This window comes from Psychromonas saccharinae (assembly GCF_051201515.1).
Taxonomy (GTDB): Bacteria; Pseudomonadota; Gammaproteobacteria; order Enterobacterales; family Psychromonadaceae; genus Psychromonas.
In genome coordinates this window covers 274632-295719 of the sequence record NZ_CP195153.1, presented here as the reverse complement: position 1 = coordinate 295719, position 21088 = coordinate 274632, and the positions used below count along the sequence as shown (strand labels likewise).

Genomic DNA, 21088 nt, shown 5'->3' with positions numbered 1-21088 from the left:
TTTAAGAATAGAGATCTTTTTATTATTAAGACTTGCTCTTCAATAATATAGAGTTAAATATTAATTCTCAGCTACTCCGACACTCGAAGGTGCTTCGGGTGTAGATGTAAAAGAGGTATTACTAGAATTAGGATTTTCATAAGCGCCAATATCTATATCCCCAAATACTCTTAGGCCCCCTTGAATATCTAAGCTCAACTCAGTACCAAATGTACTTTCAAATTGTGTTAGAATATTATCAATCGAAGTACCCGCGCCAATAACACTGCTATTAGTTTCTGTTAAATAAACCACATCATTTCCTGTTTCAAATTTAGGTTCATCATATAAACAAGAAGTACATGTTGCATTCTTTAAGCTTTTAGATTCATTTGAATGATAAATCAAATTATTTTTAATAATGTTAGTCACTTTTGATGACCCAATATTTATATCATAACTTGAGCTTTCATTACGTTCATATATGATATTATTTATAAATTGACTTCCTCCCTCTGCTGATTCAATCGGTTTGTCAATATACATTAACGTATTATTCACTGCTCCACCATACGAACCACCACGGAAGTGAATTGCAGAGCCAGAAGAATAAATACTTTGACTACTCCAATCTGTATCCCAGTTAGGATGTTTTATTTGACTTATATAATTACCTAAAATCCAAACTTCAGAAGACCCCCCCGTAGCAGAAATACCATTCGCGGCATCAGTAATTTCATTGTTAACAATCCAGCTATTAGTCGCTCCATTATGGATAACGATAGCGGTACCAGTAGAAGAATTACCTACATGTTGTCGCCAATCATAAATTTTATTATCAATAATTAATGTATAGTCCGATTTCTTAATATCTACAGCATTTTCTAAATTACTATAGAACTCATTTCCTGCAACATAAATATAATTTGCTCTATTTTCATCAGAAGTAGATGCGCGACCAATTTGAATAGAGTCCCCCCCCATGTTATGAATTTTATTATTAAGAACCCAAACCCTATCTACATTAATATCTGGGTGAATCCCATGAACATCATTTTCCTCAGATAATCCCAAAGCAGTATCGACATCATTAAAATCATTTCCCATTTCATAAATTTCATTTTGGTACACGACAAAATCATGAAAGCGATCGTCCGATGATGTACTGTAAATAGAAATTGCAGAGCCATTTCCATCGACAGTGCCATCACCATGGAAAATAGAATTTCTAACAACAACATTTGAGATAGTGCTGCTTTTATGAGTTCTAAGAGATAAATTTCCACCCTCTGTAAATTCTAAGTTTTCGAAAAAAATATACTGACCTTTGGCAATTATCTGACCATTAATATTTCCTTTATCATCAGCACTTTTTCCTCTAAACCAAATAGGCTGAGAAGCATTACCATTACCAGTAAATATAATTTGCCCTCCACCATCATAAGGACCACCATGGATTTCGATATAACTACCCGCTTCAAAAGTTGTTTCCGGAATTGATAATCTAGGTTTATCTGGAGACCCAAATTCATTATTACTATTAGTTGCATCTGAACTAGTATTATCAATATAATAAACTGGGTGGCCTAATTCTTTTGCAATAGACCACGATTCAGGGGCTGTACCAGATAGAGGATCGACAACACTTTCTGTAGAATCACCAATAAACCAAGTATCATTTGGATTAGGCACTCCATGAGGAAGCGAAAAATCAGCTAAAATTGGTCCAGATACAACTAAACCTAATACACAGGTCAATAATTGGCTCAAAAATAATTTATTCATATTAACCTCTTATATATTTAAGTATTTAAATACTAATAAATATATTTTATAAAATGTAATGTTTAACTTAAAATTAACAACAAATGATTTATTCTCATTCGATTAATTTAATGCTTGTAAAAATTTACTTATATAAATCTAGGATAACTTTATATATACCGCAATCAAAAAAACAATATATACAGCAGAGATAAAAAAGAGCCTACGAAACATATTTTTAATAAAAAGAAAAAATTCGATTCCATTCACTTTCAACATTCGAAATTGAATATTTTTCAGCACTTTTTAAACTATTTTTAGAAAAAGTATTTAATCGCTCAGGACTTCCTAACAAATTTACAATACTTTCTGCAAAGTTTTCTTCCGTTTTATTGAAAATTAAATAACCGTTTTTCCCATTTTCCAATATATTATCAAGATCCCCAACATCAGAAGTTATTGCAGCAAGTCCTGTCATCATTGCTTGAATGAGAGCTTGCGACAACCCTTCTGAATCAGAAGTAAGTACAAAGCATTTTGATTTTTGTAACCAAATATGGACATCATTTTGCCAACCAACAAAATCAACATCGGAAGAAATATCCAATTTAACGGATAATGCTTGTAATGATTCAAGATTAGGGCCATCGCCTACAACTACCGCATTTAAATTAGGTAATTTTTCTTTTGCAATTTTAATTGCATGTAAAAAACGATCAACTCGCTTGATATCAGAAAGACGACCAATAAGAATTAAGTCATATTCTTTTGATATGGATTCACTTGGAGTAAAAGAAAAATTATCAAAACCGCCAGGAACAATTTCAAAATGAGTACTTACCCCTTTTTCCTTAAAATATTCAATTGCACTCGAACCCATGGAGACGACTAAATCCATTTCATTTACCGCTTTTAATAACTGGGCCTCTATAAAATAGTCAGCTTGGCCAATACGACTAAATATTCTATTTTCCGTAGCAACCCCTCCACCAGCAACTTCTCGAGGACCACCACCACAAATATAAACCGACTTTGCACCAATGATTTTAGCTAAAATTGCAACAAATAAACCATTTAATAACAAATGAAATCCAACTAATACATCAGGTTTATTTTTAATCGCTAACCAACAGAAATATAATAATCTGGCCCCAACTTTTCCGGCTAATTTTTGTAACCATTTAGGTGCATAAACTGCATCAACATTATTTATAAAAGGAACAGGGGAAGCCGCAACCATTGTTAGGTTATGACAATTTCCTGCATTAGCCATCGGCCGTAAGTGAGTAATTAACCAATGGTCAGAATAAAAGGTACCGGTCACCATTACATTGACGCCCGACTTAACTTTAGGCTTTCGTTTAGGAATGAACTTACAAAAAAGCATCAAAAAATGATAACCGATTAAAACTAAACGTAAAAAGTAACGATAAACACTTCGTTTGATAATGATCCATTTATTATTTACATTTTTATACATAAACTATTTATTTACTCAACTTAGGTAATGACAAGGAAATCCATGGGACTGATATACTAGGTTTTTTAGTAGTATCTGGTGGATTAATAACGATTTCATTAATCAACTGATTATTAACATATAATTTAGTTTTTTGAGGCTGTTTTACATACAATGTTAGACCTTGAAGATCTTCACCAACAAAGTCAGTTGACAGGTAAATATGAGTTTCGTCATTAACTCTTTTGATAATATAAGTTAATGCTTCGTAAGTTCTTATATATCCTAGTAAACGCCTTGTCGTCGTCGTTAATATCTTCTTTTTTTGTTGATATTCAGCTAATAATTCAAAAGCTTGGCGAGTTTCATCTTTAAAGGGCTCATCCACACTAAACACCTTGCCTAAATGGCTGTATAAAACACTAGCGCCTTCTTGTTTAACTAACGTATCCAAAACTTTTTTAGTTAAGACATGATGAATACCTCGTGCTTTATCATTACTTGAAACACCGCCACAAGATGGGTTACAACGCATAAATTCATAGACCGATGAACCATCAATCAATCTTGTTTTTCTTATCACCTTATTTTCTTTATGCATTGCATACTTAACATTACCCAAGCGGGCAAGCCAGCCTTTAATAAATTCCAAAAGAATCGTTTTAGTGGACTTTAAAATATTCTTTTTATTAAGAATAGCTGCATAACAACGTGATGAATTTTGAGCAACAATACTTGTTACTCGTCCTTTCCAAATAAAAGGCAAAGCACCAGTTTGCACTGTCATATCGGCATGAAATGCTTTAGAACCATTAACCGCCCCACTGCCTTCCATAATATCGTCGTCTAAATTAGTGGGTGCTTGAGCATGATCAACCCAAACCTCTATTTTACGAGGGCCTCTTTGTATTTCTGACCAGCACTCTTCTATTCGTGTTCGAGAATTCACAAAATCGCCAAATGAATGAAAGCAATCAATATGCCCCGATTGTATTAATTGATGAATTTTTTCACGCCCATCATCATCGGTATTGGTATACGAAAAATTATGCTCAGGCATATCAAAATATATTGTATTGCCAACTTCGAGACCGACTCCTTTGCCTAGCAGCGTTTCTTCTGTCGTATTTAAGTAACGTGCTGTTTCAAAGTAAATGTCTTTATTGGGTGTTTCATCCAAATCGCTACAGATAGCAAGCATTGCACTGTAAGGATAAGGATATTTACGTAAACTAACGTCCATTTAGTTAACCTTAATAAATAAAGTTTTAATATATTATGCTTTCAAACCACATTTTGATAAGAATTTTAATTGCATTTTTTTAGCTAATAAATACTTAAAATATATGAATACAGTAACCAATAAGCCAGCAACAAATAGCAACGAAGCATAAAGCGCATTACCATTGCTCAATTCATATCGAGAAGCACAAAGTAACATAAAGAAAGGCAATATATAAAGAACAGGCACAAGTAAACTATTTCGAGCATAACTTAACCATGAAAGCTTTAACGCTCGACAAGTATAAATAGGCACTAGGAAACCATAAACAATATTCATTGGTACAATATAAAGTAAAGCAGCGGTTGTTAATTCCCAGCTATTAATACCGGAAAAAAGAAGCCCAAAAGAAAAAATAACAAATAAAGAAATAAAGGCACAAATAGCAATACGACCATGTTGATTCATTCCGATCAATATGCGAAGTGATGTATCTTGTGACATAGGCAATATTCCCCCTAGGGATAGAATCATAATTAAGTGCCATAAGGCATAATCATTCCCCATCCAATACTTTAAAATTACATCGCCATAGATACACAAGAATCCTAAACTAGGAAGGGCAAAGGCAAAACTTAGTTTAGTAGTATTCATAAAAAGAGAGCGAATAGATGCTATATCATTCTTTCCCTGCATAGATCCTGTTGTTGGGGCCAACATTAACGTAAATTTAGACATAAACGTCCGGACTTGTTTGGTCAACGCCATCGGACGAGCAAACACAGCTAATGCGGCAGGGCCAATGGTACTCACTAAAAGAATATTAATGGTCTGTAATAATAAGATAGGAGGGATATTTGATACCATACTTTTGATGCCAAAAAACATCATTTCCCTACATGTTTTAATATTTGCCAAGCGTAGATTAAAACTAAATTCTTTACAAACTTTGGCAACAAAAACAAATCTCAACAACTCAAACACTAATGTAGAAAGACAATAAGCAATCGCCATTCCAACCACGCCCCAGTCACTAAAATAGAGCGCGCACATCATTAAAATAAGAGAGAATACACTTGAACCTGCATGGAGGGCATTATGAATGTCCCAACGATGGTAACCGGTTAGCAATCCTCTTGCAGAGCCAGACGCCATATCAATCACTAAACTAAACCCTAAAAACAGGACAACTCCCTGAGCCATATGAGTATGTTCTGTTAAGGTATCAGCAAAAAAAGTTGGCAATAGAAAATAAAATAAAATAGTCACCAAGAAAGCGACAAAGGCTAACGTAAACTGTACTAATGCGACAGAATTAGCCACTTTATTTAAACGTAGAAAATCGCCTTCAGCACGATGCTTTGCGATATAACGATTAAAAGCAGCGCCCATTCCTAAACCAACAAAGGCTAAATAAGAAACAAAAGACCACCCAAAATCCCAAATCCCTAAGGCAACTTGGCCGACTTTTTCATCTACTAGACGAGGCATCAAGAAACCAGAAAAAATCAATACAAATTGACTTGCCCAACTAACAAATAAATTCCATGCAAATCGGTCTTGACCCGTTAAATCCTCCGTTTTTTTATTTTTCACTATTTCAGTCATTTTTATTCCGTGTAACCCAACGAGTGAGCATAATTACCCGCAACCAGTTCAAATTGCGCAAGCTCTTCTTTCGTTAATTCTGTTCGCCATCTATCATCGAGTTTAATTTCATCGGAATCATCCAGCCGCATTCCATTTCCAACAACATGGTGCTCCACCGCTTTAAAATCTAATCGTTTTTTAGTGGGATCAACGCCAATAAATTCAAAAATTTTATCGAGTGTTTTTTCAGTATCATTACAAATATCTTCATAGTGCACTTGCATCCATTTATCTTTATCCATGGTTGCTAATACTGCCTGAGTTTCTTGATTACAACGTACCCATTCATGAGCGCCGTGTTCAATTCCACGACCTTTTTCTTGGGTTTTTCCTGCTCCACCGCCGCGTAATTTAGGATTTTTTGCATCGGCATACTCAGAGGGGTTTTTATAGGCAAGAGACACCCCTCTTCCATCGCGAACGACCCAGATCACTTTAATATCTAATTCTTTATTTTTAAGAAGATATTTAAGACGAATACCAATTTTAGAGGAATCTACAACAGCTTCTGCACCTGATTGTGCCGCAATAGCAACAATATAATCTGCATTACGTTTTTGTAAAATAGGAAATTGTTTACGCCAAGTCGGAGAAAGGAAAAGCAAACTGTCCCTAATCAACTCCATAAAAGGACTACGTACTAAAGGCTTAAGTAATTTCAACATATAAGGCGTTGCGTGAGTACGAATATCAGTCTGAGCATCGAGTATAGAAAAAGTTTGGCCTCGTTCAGTCATCCGTGTACTAACGCCTTGCCAAAAATTACATTCAGTGACTAACGTTTTACAAGAACACAAATAACTGCCTTTATTGCCTAAGTGAGCGGCTTTTAATTCTCCGACACTGCATAAATCAGGATGTGCACCAAGCAACATTGCGGTCATTGTTGAACCTGAATGACTAGCAGCCGCTAAGTAAATTAATTGCTGTTTTTTATTTTTCATAATGTGGAATAATCTTTTATGGTTAGTCTTGCTTTTCAGGTGCAAACATTTCTTTAATTAACATACCTAAAAACAGCGTGTTAGTAATTAAGTAACGTTTCCATAATCGAGTCGGCTCTTGCTTTACACGATAAAGCCATTCCATACCATACTTCTGCCAAATAAGTGGAGCACGTTGCACTTTTCCAGCAACAACATCAAATGACCCACCAACGCCATGCACAACGGGAACACGCATTACTTTATTCCATCGAGCCATGAACTTTTCTTTTTTAGGGGAAGTAATCGCAACAAATAATACATCAGCATGAGAGTCTGCAATTTTTTGAGCGACAGCTTTCTCTTCGCTTTCACTAAAATAACCATCTTGAGATCCCGCAATAATAACACCAGGATATAATTTAGATATTTGGTTAATCGTTTTTGCTAATACTTCCTGAGTCGCACCAAGACAAAAAACGCGATAACCTTCTTTACTACCTCTTTCTAAGATACCGTGCATTAAATCAATACCTGCAACTCTTTCTGGTAAAGGCTTTCTTAATATTCGACTTGCCATAACCACTGAGCTACCATCTGCAAGTATCATATTTGAACTTCGCACATCATGGTCTAGCTCTCGATTACGTTTCATATTGACGATTTTAGCGGCATTCAACATACCAATATGCAATGAGTGTTTATTTTTAATGACATCATCAATCGTATCAATTGCTTGTATAAAAGAAAGAGTATGAACTTTAATGCCGAATAAATATGTATACTTTTGTTTTATATCAAAACGAGGGAGGGAACACTCATTATTAAGTGAGTTTATTGTGTTGCTACATTCTGTCATTACCGATTCCCTTTACTTGATTGGTATTTTTAACAAGAGACCGCATGTACGGAGATCCATTTCCCAAATACACTTAATTTACAGCCTAATGTCTATTATATATTAACAAACTATATATCTCTAAATTTATATCAACCTACTTATGAAAATGAGTGACAAAAGCGACAGTAAGCGTTAACCGTGATAGTTATCTACATTTTAAGCAAGCTAATATAATATTGTTAGCCACCCAAAAATACTTTAAATTATATTTTAATGATTTATCAGAAGCGCTTTAAACACACTTATTCAATAAAGCGTCTTACTGGCAAATAGGTTTTTGATGATTTTTTGGTTACAATAAAGAAATAATCGTGACCGTAAACCGACGAAAAGTTTATCATCACACATAAACATTTTATAAATAAGACATGCTAAGCGTGATTATAGGGACCGTAGAATGCGCATACTCAGTAGCAAAATAATCACACTCTATTTTATCATTAATATTGCCATTCTTATTGCATTCAATTATACGGTAATGATTGAGCTGTTCAATGAATGGTACGATCCAGGCCCCTATAATCATGGTCTACTTGGCTTTGCGCTCACGCTCTATATTTTTTGGACCAAAAAAGACTTCTTTCTGTCGATTAGACCAAACCTACTCGGTGTCATCCTGTTACTCATCATAAATATAATTCTGCTTATTGCGAATTTAGCGAACATTGGTCAATTACAAATCCTTTCATTATCGCTCGCTATCGTCTGTTTATTGATTTCCATTTACGGTTTCTCTGTTATAAAAACATTCATAAAGCCCTGGATGATGTTGCTATTAACACTGCCAATATGGAACCTATTACAACTACCACTACAAGACCTTTCAACTTGGGCTAGTTTTTATGCAGTACAACTATTCGATTTGGATATTATTAGAGAAGGACATGACCTAATCACGCCAGGAGGGGTATTTATTGTTGAACCTGCATGCTCAGGACTTGGCTTCTTTTTAACATCGGCTTTATATGCCATTTTTGTTTCACAAGTTAATAACTTATCTCGTAAGTCGACCTTTATTTATTTTCTATTGGCAATTTCTTTTTCGATTATCGCAAATTGGTTGCGCATCATAATTATTGTCATTGTGGGGGCCAAAACTCATATGCAGCATTTCATCGTCCAAGATCACTTAACCTTTGGATGGTTTGTTTTTATGGCTTGCTTTATACCGATCATCATTATTGGACATCGCTACTTTAATGAACAAGAAGCGCCTACTAAACCAACGCTAACTAACAATAAAAAAGCTGCTATATGGCTCCCGCTCACTTCTTTTTTCATTATCCTTGCATTTGCAATAGCTACATTAACGGTATCTTTATCATTTGATAAAAAGTATCAACTTATTCTGCCTCAAATCCCGACATACACACATATAAATACCAATAACGTGACTAATTACAGTTGGTTTCCAACATCAAATGGGGCGAGTAGCGAAATATTTAGTTATTTTTCACAAGACGATAATTTATTTCAAATTTATTTAGCAAACTATATAAAACAAAGCCAAGGCAATGAAATGATCTTTATCGGCAATAGCTTATACGATAAAAGTCGTTGGTATAATATTAATAAACAATCAATTCCCTTTAAATATTCTTCTAAATTCGAAAATTTAAACCTAGTGACATTAGAAAAAAATAATCACCGCTCTCGCTTAATTGCTTATTGGTATTTAGTTGATGGCCAATATGTAAGTAGCAAAAAAACCGCTAAATTACTTGAGGTGAAAGCCGCATTAAAAGGCCAACCTGGCGCTACATTAATCGCTGTAGCTTTTGATTTTAAAAATGAAAATAAAGATCAAGCAGTTACAGATATTTCAAATTTTGTTGAAGCATTTATTCAGCAACCGATTAACACACAAAAAACCTTATAAGTAACCTATGCAAACTTTCTCATGGTACGTAAAACGCCTTAAAACAATGTCGCCTAAAGAAATCCTATGGCGATTAACATCATTATCTGCCGCTTTTATTGAACATACTCGTGTAAAAACGCATTGTGTTGCTAAGGAAACTTTTGTTTCAAGTTATCAACCAGAAACTACCTTTACCCCACCCTTCCATGTTTTCATTGGTGAAGTCAATGAGTTTAATCCAAGCTGGTTACCGAAACTACGTGAAAAAGCCGATAACATTTTAAACCATAAACTCAGTTATTTTGATTTAAAAGACCACGACTTAGAAACACCAATTAACTGGCATAAAGATCATGCAACGGGACAATTAAGTAGTCGTGCACCTATTCTTTCTGTCAACTATCGTGATATTGCTATTAATGGTGATTGTAAATTAGTTTGGGAGCCTAACCGCCATCATCAATTTGTAGTATTAGCAAGAGCTTACAAAATAACAGGTGAATTGAAATATGCGCAAGGTGTCGTCACGCAGTTTACCAGTTGGCTTGATGCAAACCCGTACGGTTATGGTATGAATTGGAAAAATCCACTTGAACTTGGGATCCGTATGATCAACTGGGTATGGGCAATCGATCTCATACTTGAATCAGGGCTTTTTTCAGGTGAATTTAAAACACGCGTTTTGAATAGCGTATTTCTTCATTGTCGCGATGTCAGTAGTAAATTCTCCCAAGGTTCCTCCGCAAACAACCACTTAGTGGGTGAAGCTGCGGGTGTTTTTATTGCAAGCAGTTATTTTTCGATATTTAAAGATGCAAAACAATGGCAACAACAAAGTAAAAGAATCTTAGAAAGAGAAATACAAGCACAAACCTTTGCCGATGGTTGTTCCAAGGAACATGGGTTTAGTTACCAATTCTTTGTATTTCAGTTCTACCTTTTTTGTTCACAAATTGGAAGTTGGCACAATAATCCATTTTCACGAGATTATCATCATACCTTAAATAAATTGGCAGAATTTGTTGCACTTATTGCACGAGGTGGAGAAGATTATCCCATGCTCGGTGACCAAGATGATGGCTACGCATTAGATCTTGGCGATCATGTGCATGATATCAACGCTTTTTGTGATTTATCTGCTCACTTATTCAATAATGAAATATTTAGGATCAATTACCACACACCAAGTGAAGCTGCTTTCTGGTTATTTAATCAACGTATTATTCGGCACCACCAGCCTTTACAACAAACGCCACCATTAACCTCTCATAAATTTACAGAATCTGGGTATTTGTTATTACAAACAGGACATTTAACGGAACATAATCAAGTCAGTATTTTATTTGATTGTGCTGAACTAGGCTATACCGCTATTGCGGCACATGGTCATGCTGATGCATTAAGTATCGTCATGCGTTTAAATGGTAAAGATTTATTGGTTGATAGTGGTACCTACGATTACTATAGTTTCCCGCATTGGCGAGACCAATTTAGGAAGACACAAGCACATAACACCATCGAAATTGATGGATTAGATCAATCCGTCATGACGGGTCCTTTTATGTGGGAGCAACATGCACAAGCTCAACTTAACAGATGGGCTCCAACAGAAGTCGGTGGAATCGTATCAGGATCGCACAATGGTTATCAACGATTACCATCACCAGTCACACATGAACGTCAATTAGAACTTGATAACAATAAAAGAAAATTAATCATTACAGATAACTTACAAACCGACAGTTCACACAAAGTCGCGCTGTATTTTCACTTATCTGAATACTGTGAGAATATCGTTATTTCAGGTAATGTCTGCTCACTATTTTTAGACGGTAAACAAGCTACCTTCACACTACCTGCATGTTTAAAATTAAAAGCAATTAAAGGTAAATGGCATACGGATCCAGATCATGTTTCACTGGGTTGGGTGAGCCGAGGTTATCATCAACGAACACCAATCACGACTTTAGTCGCGGAAGCAGAATTAGCAAATGCTCAACAGTTAACGACGTTAATCGAATGGACTTAATTATTGTGTCATCAAAATAGGTCGTTATTTACATCCTTAAGATGGTGTTAAATAGCGCCCTGTTGGCCATATTTTCTTTATTCTAAAGGGCATATTTTTAAGTTTGTTATGCCAAATAAATAAATTTTCACCTAATTGTTTTTCTGCTAGCCAACGGCGTTTATGATCCGTATAAACACCAAGAAAATCATACTCATCGATGCCTTCATTTTGACAATGCATATATGAAAAATGTCGTAGCACTTGCCCCACACCAGGTAAAAAATCTGGGTTGTATCCCTCTTGAATGGCTAAAAAACGATTGTTATAAACATAACCAAGTTGCATTGCTTGTACCACCCCTTCGCTTTCAAGTCGTAACAACTTCAGCCAACCTTTCTCCAATGCAACAGGAACAAATAAACGATAAAATTCAGTCAATTCAGGACGACGTTGAAACGTTCCTCCCCCTGCGTTTTCCCAATGCTTATTATGAAGCAGAAATAATTGTTCAAGTTCATTTTGAATATCAAAGGTATGATCTACAATATCTATTTCCCAAGGGCCCAATTTATCAAGGCGTCGACCTGTTTGACGAATATTGGTACGTAAACTTTTAGACAGGATAGGTAAGATATCCTCCGGTAATTGCTTTACACTAACTTGAGAAAATTCAACCGTTCGAGAGTGGTAATATAACTCATCTACATTAGCGAGTGCCTGTAAAAGTGTTTTTCCACCTTGAGTCCAAGAAGATATATTGATAAACCAAATAAAATCCCAAGCAGATTTAATTTCATGACTTAATAAATAACGCCATAGTTGCTCTTTTAACTCCAAACTAGCTTCTTTTTTGACAATAAAATTGGAATATTCAGAACCACTACTTTGATCGCCAAGAAATCTTAATGCATGATAATTTAGAGTATTGAGTAAACGATAGTTTTGTAGATAAAAAGGTGCAATCGCAACCACGGTATTCGCATCCTCAATAATAATAATAAAAGGTTTCACATCTTCCAGTCGTGTTTTTCGCCAACAATCAATCCATTCCCAAGTTAAAAATAGATTATCAGTATCCGACTGTTGAAGTAACGTTTGCCAAATGGGCTTTAGCAATTCAAAGTCTTTCCAATTATTTATCACTTTTATCATCATTTTCTTATCTCTACTTCCAAATACCTATGTCAAACTACAATCAAAAAACGCATAAAGTGAAGTAATAAAACCTTAATTATAAATTTATATCAATTAAGTTCTTTATGAGCACAAACAAAAGGAAATACTGTTGTATTGAATAATACTAACAACGATTATGTACAGTTGCTTAACATCATATTTTAGCATCCGGCTTAACAATACCAATGGTAGAAAAGTCATTACTCAGAAGTTGTCGATATTACCCTATAATCTAACCAACTTGTGCTAAGCTTGCGCCTATTTTTGATAAATATTTTTTAGCACAATCAAAATAACATTGTTCAATCAAATTTAAAGGAATCAAATATCAGCTCAATTATAATTGTGCTTTAAACTATCCATTACACAGTGTAAAATTCCATCACTAATTTTCACGATGCGAACGAAATATAGTTTATCGCGTTTGTCATCACCGTTGCCTAGCATATATTTACAAGGCTTAGACATAATCAGGATTTATAATGTCGATAAAAATATTAACCATCTTCGGCACTAGACCTGAAGCAATAAAAATGGCCCCACTCGTTGACGCATTAAAAAATGAAGCCGGTATAGAAGCAAGAGTTTGTGTTACAGCACAACATAGGCAAATGCTTGATCAAGTGCTTGAATTGTTTGCTATCACGCCTGACTATGACCTTGATATTATGCAACCGGGGCAGTCTCTCTCTGGTGTAACAGCACATATATTAGCGGGTTTAGCCCCCATTTTGACAGAATTTAAACCGCACCTAGTATTGGTTCATGGTGATACATCAACAACATTATCGTCAAGTTTGGCTGCTTTCTATCAACAAATTCCTATCGGGCATGTTGAAGCGGGGTTGAGAACAGGCGATTTAAATTCCCCTTGGCCAGAAGAAGGTAATCGTAAACTAACAAGCGCCATCACAACCCTTCATTTTGCACCGACGACGGACTCTGAAATGAACCTGTTGAATGAAGGTATAAAAGCAGATTCCATTGCAGTGACAGGTAATACAGTGATAGATGCTTTAATGAAAGTAACGGATAAATTAAGTAACGATGTATCACTTTCTGCATTACTAGATACAAAATTTGCGAAGTTAGATAACACTAAAAAATTAATATTAGTCACTGGACATCGCCGAGAAAACTTCGGTGATGGATTCGTACAGATATGTGAAGCGTTATCTGCGTTAGCAAATAAACATGATGATATTCAAATCGTTTATCCCGTACATCTCAATCCACATGTGCGTGAGCCGGTTAATAGAATATTATCAAACTTAAATAATATTCTATTAATAGAGCCGCAGGAATATCTCCCCTTCGTCTATTTAATGAATAAAGCTAATATTATTTTGACAGATTCAGGTGGTATTCAAGAAGAAGCACCTAGCTTAGGTAAGCCGGTATTAGTAATGCGAAATGTTACCGAACGTCCAGAAGCACTTGCTGCTGGTACAATAAAATTGGTCGGTACGAATAAAGATAACATTATTGAAGCCATAGACAATTTATTAGAAGATCAAACACTATATAATAATATGAGTAACGCTTTTAACCCTTATGGTGATGGACAAGCTTGCTCTAAAATAATAGCAAAAATAAAAAATCACTTTTCAAGTTAAGAAAAGAACATTTATTAGCACATTTTTAAATATTAAGTATGAATACGTTAAGGGATTATAATGACAATTAAGAAAGTATCCGTGATTGGTCTTGGCTATATTGGCCTGCCAACAGCAGCTTTAATTGCTTCTCGCGGAATGAGTGTTGTTGGTGTTGAAGTCAAACAAGAAACCGTCGATATTATTAACGCTGGGAAAATTCATATTGTAGAACCGGATCTTGATATTGTCGTTCGTAGCGTTGTTTCCATGGGACATTTGCGCGCAGTTACCGTCGCTGAACCAGCCGATGCATTTATGGTCGCGGTACCAACACCTTTTGTACACAGTGACGATGACAGTCACGAACCCGATTTGCATTATATAAAGTCTGCAGCAAAAATGATTGGTCCTGTACTAGAAAAAGGTAATTTGGTCATTCTAGAATCAACGTCACCCGTCGGTACGACTGAGAAATTAGCCGCATGGTTAGCAGCAGAACGTCCCGATTTAAGCTTTCCTCAAGAGAAAGGAGATGCCGCAGATATAAAAGTAGCGCATTGTCCTGAACGGGTTTTACCTGGTTACGTACTGCAAGAGCTAGTTTCTAATGACCGTGTTATTGGCGGCCTGAGTAAAGCATGTAGTGATAAAGCAGTAGAACTATACAAAACCTTTGTAAAAGGTGAATGTATCGTTACTCATGCTCGTACCGCTGAAATGTCAAAATTGACTGAAAACTCCTTCCGCGATGTTAATATCGCCTTTGCCAATGAACTCTCCATTATTTGTGATAAATTAAAAATTAATGTATGGGAATTAATTCGTTTAGCAAACCGTCATCCACGTGTAAACATCTTAAATCCAGGCCCTGGTGTGGGTGGTCATTGTATTGCTGTCGATCCATGGTTTATCGTTGATAGCTGCCCTGATGAAGCGAAATTAATTCATCAAGCACGTTTAATTAATGATCACAAACCGCATTATGTTATTAAACAAATTGTCCATGCCGCAGATGAATTTAAACGTCCAGTTATTGCCTGTCTAGGACTTTCATTTAAAGCTGATATTGATGATCTGCGAGAAAGTCCAGCGTTACAAATAGTCGAACAATTGGCAGCTAAAAAATTAGGCCGATTAATCGCAGTTGAGCCGAATATTAAATCATTGCCGACTAATTTAACATCAGCTGGTGTTGAATTTGCAACGATTGAAAATGCGTTAGAAGTCGCTAATGTCGTCGTTGTACTTGTCGACCACAAAGAGTTCAAAGATACGGATAGCACATTATTTGCAACAAAAGTGGTTATTGACACGCGTGGGGTGTTATAAAAAGATAAGTAATAATTAACAGCCGTATTGGATAAGGTATCATTAGCAATACTTAATCGCTAATGATACAACCCTACGCAGTGTTTTCACTTTAGACACGCAGCAGTATAATGGATAATTAAAGTACTCATAGACAAGGTAGTCTTCGTATGATCGATTATTATTTAACACTTAGTATATTTGACTATTTAGTCGTTTGTGTAGAAATTGCACTTTTTTTAACGGCATTAATCAAAATAGAAAACTTAAAAATAAAGTGTAGTTTTGCTTTATTTGCTTGTTTTGCGACGATCTGGCACCTAACACTCAATGAGAACCCATTTTCATTATTAGCCTCTAGCGATCAATTTCAACTACTTGAAACACTCCGTTATATGGGCTGGTTCTTTGTGCTCATCTCTCTTCTCATGTATTCACAGGAAAAAAGATTACCAAATAATTATGCAATATCAATGTACGTCATCATTGCGTCTACAGCAGCTTATTTTGCCTATCAACTTACGGCGCCCTTAACTTATATATTTCATCCAAAATCATGGATATATGTTAAAATAATCTTATGTTTGGCAGCCATTGTTACTGCGGAACAACTGCTAAGATACAGCCATTCGAGTCGAGTCAGTCGATTAGTCGCATTGGTTGCAATCACTCAACTTTCCTATGATATGTTGGTTTTTTCCAACCTGCTATTATTTACCAGCGAAAACTACAATCTCTGGCATGCGAGAGGTGTAATTAGTACGGCAACCTCGTTTATTTTAGCTCTGTCACTTATTATCTATCCATTTCAACAACGCCAAGATAGTCACTTCCAACTGTCTCGTTCAATTATAATCTTCAATACTAGCTTTATTTTGGCAGGTATATTTCTTATTTGCATGGCAATTTTAGGCTTAGTCGTTAACCTTTTTGATATTGCGTGGACAGAAGTCTCTCAAATTTTACTTTATGTTATGTCCCTTTTTGCAATCGCTGCCCTGTCTTGTCTTGAAAAATTTCGCCTAACGGTTGCCGTTTGGATCAATAAAAATTTCTTTGCTAATAAATATGATTACCAACAACAATGGATAAAATTAGATGCATTACTTGCACAAAAAAGTGACGATCATAATGGTTACGAAATAGCATTATCAGCAATTACAACACTATTCAACTGCAACAGTGGCGGTATTTGGCTTAAGGGATTGCAATTCTATTCACCCGTTGCATTGAAAAAACTCGACTTACCGGAATCACGTGCCATAGAGGCAAATGATAGCCCTTTTATACAACTGCTTGAAAATGAAGAATGGATATTTCAGGCTCCTCAAAATAATGGTCTCTACGATAAAGAGAAAAACCAATATTTACCTAAATGGTTTGCCAATAATAAAGAAGCTTGGACAATTGTCCCACTCAAATCAGTCCAGGGAAATATTGGTTTTGCAGTATTATGCCAACGCTCAATTAATACCCCATTAACATGGGAAGATTTGGATATATTAAAATTAACTGGCCGACAAATTGGTAGTTATATTAATAGTTACCAAGCATCAGAAAAACTAATTCAAAATCAACAATTTGATCTATTTAATAAGATCACCGCATTTGCAGTTCATGACATTAAGAACCTTATCGCACAACAAAGTTTAATGGTTAACAATGCAGACAAATTCAAGCACCACCCTGACTTTGTCGACGATATTATTTTAACTATTCGCAACTCTGTCGAAAAGATGGATCAATTATTAGTGAAATTACAGGGCAATCCACATGGTAGCCTTGAATTAGTCAACGTGACGGTACTACTTGAAAATGCAGTTGAAATGAATGCTTCTGCATTACCATTACCAACGGTTTCGATACACTGTGATGACGCATTTATTATGGCCGATAAAGACAAATTACAAATGGCACTTTATCACTTAATCAAAAATGCCCAAGATGCTACTGATAATGAGGGTGAAATTACGGTCAAATTAACCACCGAAAATAAAAAAATGTGGCTAGAAGTCAAAGACACCGGTTCTGGTATGGATGACAAATTTATCAAAGAACAACTCTTTAAACCCTTTTCCAGCACTAAAGAAAATAAAGGAATGGGAATAGGTGCGTATCAGATACGTGAACTGATACACTCGTTACAGGGTGAGGTTTTTGTTGAAAGTACAGTAGGTGAAGGAACAACATTTTCAATCTATTTACCACTAAATAGCACAAATAAAGAACAAATTAAGATACAATCTTGAACCTAATAATAAATCAAGCATATGCTAATAAACTAAAAAGAGGCCAGCATGAATAAATTTTTTATCATCATATTTTCTGTGTTACTGATTGCAAGTTGTTCATCGCACAATGCGACACTTGAAAACAGTGCTCCCGAAGAAAATACCACCATGGCTGAATACGAAATAGGTATTGGTGATCAGCTTTATATCAATGTCTGGCAAAATCCAGATCTATCATTAAGTATGCTTGTTCGTCCCGATGGCAAAATATCCGTGCCTCTCTTGGGCGATGTCAGTGCGGTTGGTATTCCAGCAGAAGAACTATCAACGCAATTAAGTAAACGCTTGAGCCAATTTATTCGCAGCCCGAAAGTCACCGTTATTGTGACCTCTCCTGTTAGTGCCGAATTTTTTACCCGAGTTCGCATCACTGGAGCAGTACAAGCACCGCAGTCAATTCCTTATCGACAAGGTATGACAATACTTGATCTTGTTTTGCAAGCGGGCAGTTTAACCCCCTTTGCTGATGGTGATGATGCTATTTTGTACCGTAAAACTAACGAAGGTACAAAAGGTTATCCGGTTAAACTTAATCGCATCATAAAACAGGGCGATATATCGACAAACTACGAACTTCGCCCATCTGATATATTAATTGTTCCCGAGAGTGTATTTTAATTATGGAATTAAATGAGATATTTAAATATATAGCTGCGATATGGCATGAAATTACTCTGCGGAAATTTAAATCTTTATTTCTCGTCAGTTTAATCAGTTTTGCTATTTTAATCGCAGGTATTTTTAATCATGCAGTGTATAACAGCGAAGTCACTATTTTCGCTGATACTCAGAACATTATTAAACCACTGTTAGGCAAACAAGCAGAAGTCACCAGCGTTAAACAAAGCCGAACTGCACAAGTACGTGACATTATCTACTCACCTCGTCAAATGGGTAAGGTAATCGATAGTATTTATGGTAGAGGTGCTTTTTCTAACGCGGCAGATCGTGCTGAAAAAATAGCAGAATTACGCAGTAAACTTTCAATTGAAGGTTTATCTGGTAATTATATTAAAATATCTTACCAAGATAATAATCCCAAAATCACTTTTTCAATATTGAATGAAACCGTGCGTTTATTTGTTGAGGACAGCGCAAACACTAAAAAAGATGAAAGCCGAAGCGCGTTTAACTTTATTGAACAACAAGTCGAAAGCTACAAAACTCAACTATCATCTGCAGAGGAGCGATTAAAAGAGTTTAAATCAACGCATTTAGACGGAACAGAAGCTGAGGTTGAATCAAGAATTTCAACACTTCGTAATGATATTGAAGACATGAAAATTCAAGAAATGGAGAGTATGACCCGTATTTACTCCCTCAAACAACAGCTGAACTCCCAAGATAAATTTTCATCGAATGATTATGAAGCATCGCTTTATCATAGTCGCCTCAATGAATTAGAACAGCAGTTAAAAACATTACTGTTGACCTATAAGGATGATTACCCGGCTGTTTCTGAGACTCGATATCAAATTGCAGATATGAAAAAAACCATCAAAAACCTTGGTTCAGAAAAAGCTGATACTCAAAATGATGGCAGTGATTTCAATCCGCTATACCAAGAAATTAGCAGTAAATTATCCGATGCTCAAGTTGCACACAACACCATACGAAATAGACTTGAAGCATTTGAAAAATTACTTGAAGAAGCTTATGAGCGTCGTAAACGCGTGGCGAACAATCAAGCCGAGCTTTCAGAGTTAAACCGTGACTATTCAGTTGTTAAAAAACTCTATGAAGATATGCTCGCTAATAAAGAAAAAGCACGTCTTTCGATGGTACTTGATATTGAAGGGCAAGGCGTAAACTACAAAATCCAAGAACCAGCAAACTACCCAACAGTCCCATCGGGTCTTAGATTCCTTCACTTTTTCCTTGCAGGCCCGATCGTTGGATTATTAATACTAATTGGGCTATTTACGGTTAAAGTTATTCTAGATAACAAACTTCGTTTCGCATCACAACTTGAAGCGTTCACCAATACCCCATTGTTGATTAGTATTAAACACACGACAAATGAATCTGAACGTCGTAAAAAAAGACGCCAAAATATAACCCTAATGTTATTAGCATCAGCGATCATTGTAATCTACGTAGGCATCGCGATAGCAGAGAGATATGAAATTTCTATCTTGAACCTAATGACCCCATTGTCTTCAAAATTAATGGAGTTAATGAAATGACCGATAATAATTTAGATCCACAAGTAGAAACACCAAAAACAGGTTTACTCGCGACAGGCAGCGCTGATAAACGTCTTCAAATTCGTCAAATGAATGATGAATGGTTACTGACTGCCGATCAACTTGAAGAACTAAAAATCATTTACCCTGGCTGCAAAGATGAACAATCACTGAACGACTACCGAGAACTTCGCACCAAGCTTTTGCATGCAAGTAATAATCAAAACTTCGTTTGCATGGTATCTGGTATTCGCGCTAAAGCGGGGGCAAGTCATGTAGCAATGAACCTAGCTGCAACCATTGCGCTCGATCATAGTAAAACAGCACTGATTATCGACTGTAATAGTTACACGCCAAGCCTGCATAACTACCTACAAGATGATAAATACCTTGGTCTCTCAAACTTCCTTGAAGAAGATATCGATGAAATTGAAGATATTATTCACCCGATTGGAATCCGTAGAATACGTGTTATTCCATCAGGCGTTCGTACAGAATATGCAGCAGAAAACTTTTCATCTGAGAAAATGAAGTTATTCATAGAAAAAGTAAAATTGCGCTACCCCGATCGGTTTATTATTTTAGATACCCCGCCGGTTGGGCTGTATGTAGAAAGCCAAATTTTAGCGTCTATTTGTGATATGGCCATTTTAGTTGTGCCATATGCAGCGGCGACCGCAACACAGGTACAAACCAGTATTGACCTGATTAGTAGCGATAAACTCATGGGCATTGTTCTTAACAATAAGTGATACTTAT

The 21088-nt window shown here is 35.8% G+C and carries 15 protein-coding genes; 8 read left to right on the top strand and 7 right to left on the bottom strand.

Annotation, left to right across the window (positions count from 1 at the left end; genetic code table 11):
* Positions 1-60 precede the first annotated feature (60 nt).
* The 6 genes from ACR30L_RS01395 to ACR30L_RS01370 form a co-directional block, all read right to left on the bottom strand.
* A complete protein-coding gene (locus ACR30L_RS01395; protein ID WP_435236265.1) occupies positions 61-1764 on the bottom strand; it encodes a hypothetical protein in 1704 nt (567 codons plus the stop codon).
* Between the two features lie 217 nt (positions 1765-1981).
* The gene (locus tag ACR30L_RS01390; RefSeq protein ID WP_435236264.1) at positions 1982-3016 is read right to left on the bottom strand and encodes a glycosyltransferase family 4 protein; all 1035 of its coding nucleotides are present in this window, start codon (positions 3014-3016) and stop codon (positions 1982-1984) included.
* Positions 3017-3230: 214 nt separating this feature from the next.
* On the bottom strand, positions 3231-4445 hold the full coding sequence (locus ACR30L_RS01385) for a hypothetical protein (protein WP_435236263.1): 1215 nt from the start codon (positions 4443-4445) through the stop codon (positions 3231-3233).
* A gap of 33 nt (positions 4446-4478) precedes the next feature.
* Entirely contained in the window at positions 4479-6032 is a 1554-nt protein-coding gene (locus ACR30L_RS01380; RefSeq protein ID WP_435236262.1) for a lipopolysaccharide biosynthesis protein, read from the bottom strand.
* 2 nt (positions 6033-6034) lie between these two features.
* Entirely contained in the window at positions 6035-7018 is a 984-nt protein-coding gene (locus tag ACR30L_RS01375) for a sulfotransferase (RefSeq protein ID WP_435236261.1), read from the bottom strand.
* Between the two features lie 22 nt (positions 7019-7040).
* On the bottom strand, positions 7041-7856 hold the full coding sequence (locus ACR30L_RS01370) for a WecB/TagA/CpsF family glycosyltransferase (protein ID WP_435236260.1): 816 nt from the start codon (positions 7854-7856) through the stop codon (positions 7041-7043).
* Positions 7857-8295: 439 nt separating this feature from the next.
* Between ACR30L_RS01370 and ACR30L_RS01365 the strand changes: the two genes are divergently transcribed.
* Both ACR30L_RS01365 and ACR30L_RS01360 read left to right on the top strand, forming a co-directional pair.
* A complete protein-coding gene (locus ACR30L_RS01365; protein WP_435236259.1) occupies positions 8296-9777 on the top strand; it encodes an exosortase C-terminal domain/associated protein EpsI in 1482 nt (493 codons plus the stop codon).
* Positions 9778-9784: 7 nt separating this feature from the next.
* Positions 9785-11788: an alginate lyase family protein gene (locus ACR30L_RS01360; RefSeq protein WP_435236258.1), complete on the top strand. Its 2004-nt coding sequence runs from the start codon at positions 9785-9787 to the stop codon at positions 11786-11788.
* Positions 11789-11824: 36 nt separating this feature from the next.
* On the opposite strand, the gene ACR30L_RS01355 is transcribed toward ACR30L_RS01360, so the two are convergent.
* The gene (locus ACR30L_RS01355; protein WP_435236257.1) at positions 11825-12925 is read right to left on the bottom strand and encodes a GNAT family N-acetyltransferase; all 1101 of its coding nucleotides are present in this window, start codon (positions 12923-12925) and stop codon (positions 11825-11827) included.
* A 503-nt stretch (positions 12926-13428) separates the two neighbouring features.
* Between ACR30L_RS01355 and wecB the strand changes: the two genes are divergently transcribed.
* The 6 genes from wecB (at position 13429) to ACR30L_RS01325 (ending at position 21081) form a co-directional block, all read left to right on the top strand.
* A complete protein-coding gene (gene wecB / locus ACR30L_RS01350; RefSeq protein ID WP_435236256.1) occupies positions 13429-14562 on the top strand; it encodes a non-hydrolyzing UDP-N-acetylglucosamine 2-epimerase in 1134 nt (377 codons plus the stop codon).
* Positions 14563-14622: 60 nt separating this feature from the next.
* Positions 14623-15873 (top strand): UDP-N-acetyl-D-mannosamine dehydrogenase, encoded by a 1251-nt coding sequence (gene wecC / locus ACR30L_RS01345; protein ID WP_435236255.1) that lies wholly within the window; start codon positions 14623-14625, stop codon positions 15871-15873.
* 149 nt (positions 15874-16022) lie between these two features.
* Positions 16023-18101: an XrtA/PEP-CTERM system histidine kinase PrsK gene (gene prsK, locus ACR30L_RS01340; protein WP_435236254.1), complete on the top strand. Its 2079-nt coding sequence runs from the start codon at positions 16023-16025 to the stop codon at positions 18099-18101.
* A gap of 48 nt (positions 18102-18149) precedes the next feature.
* Positions 18150-18761: an XrtA/PEP-CTERM system exopolysaccharide export protein gene (locus tag ACR30L_RS01335; RefSeq protein WP_435236253.1), complete on the top strand. Its 612-nt coding sequence runs from the start codon at positions 18150-18152 to the stop codon at positions 18759-18761.
* A 2-nt stretch (positions 18762-18763) separates the two neighbouring features.
* Entirely contained in the window at positions 18764-20329 is a 1566-nt protein-coding gene (locus tag ACR30L_RS01330; RefSeq protein WP_435236252.1) for an XrtA system polysaccharide chain length determinant, read from the top strand.
* The gene (locus ACR30L_RS01325; protein WP_435236251.1) at positions 20326-21081 is read left to right on the top strand and encodes a polysaccharide biosynthesis protein; all 756 of its coding nucleotides are present in this window, start codon (positions 20326-20328) and stop codon (positions 21079-21081) included. Before ACR30L_RS01330 ends, ACR30L_RS01325 begins: the two co-directional genes overlap by 4 nt.
* Positions 21082-21088 lie beyond the last annotated feature (7 nt).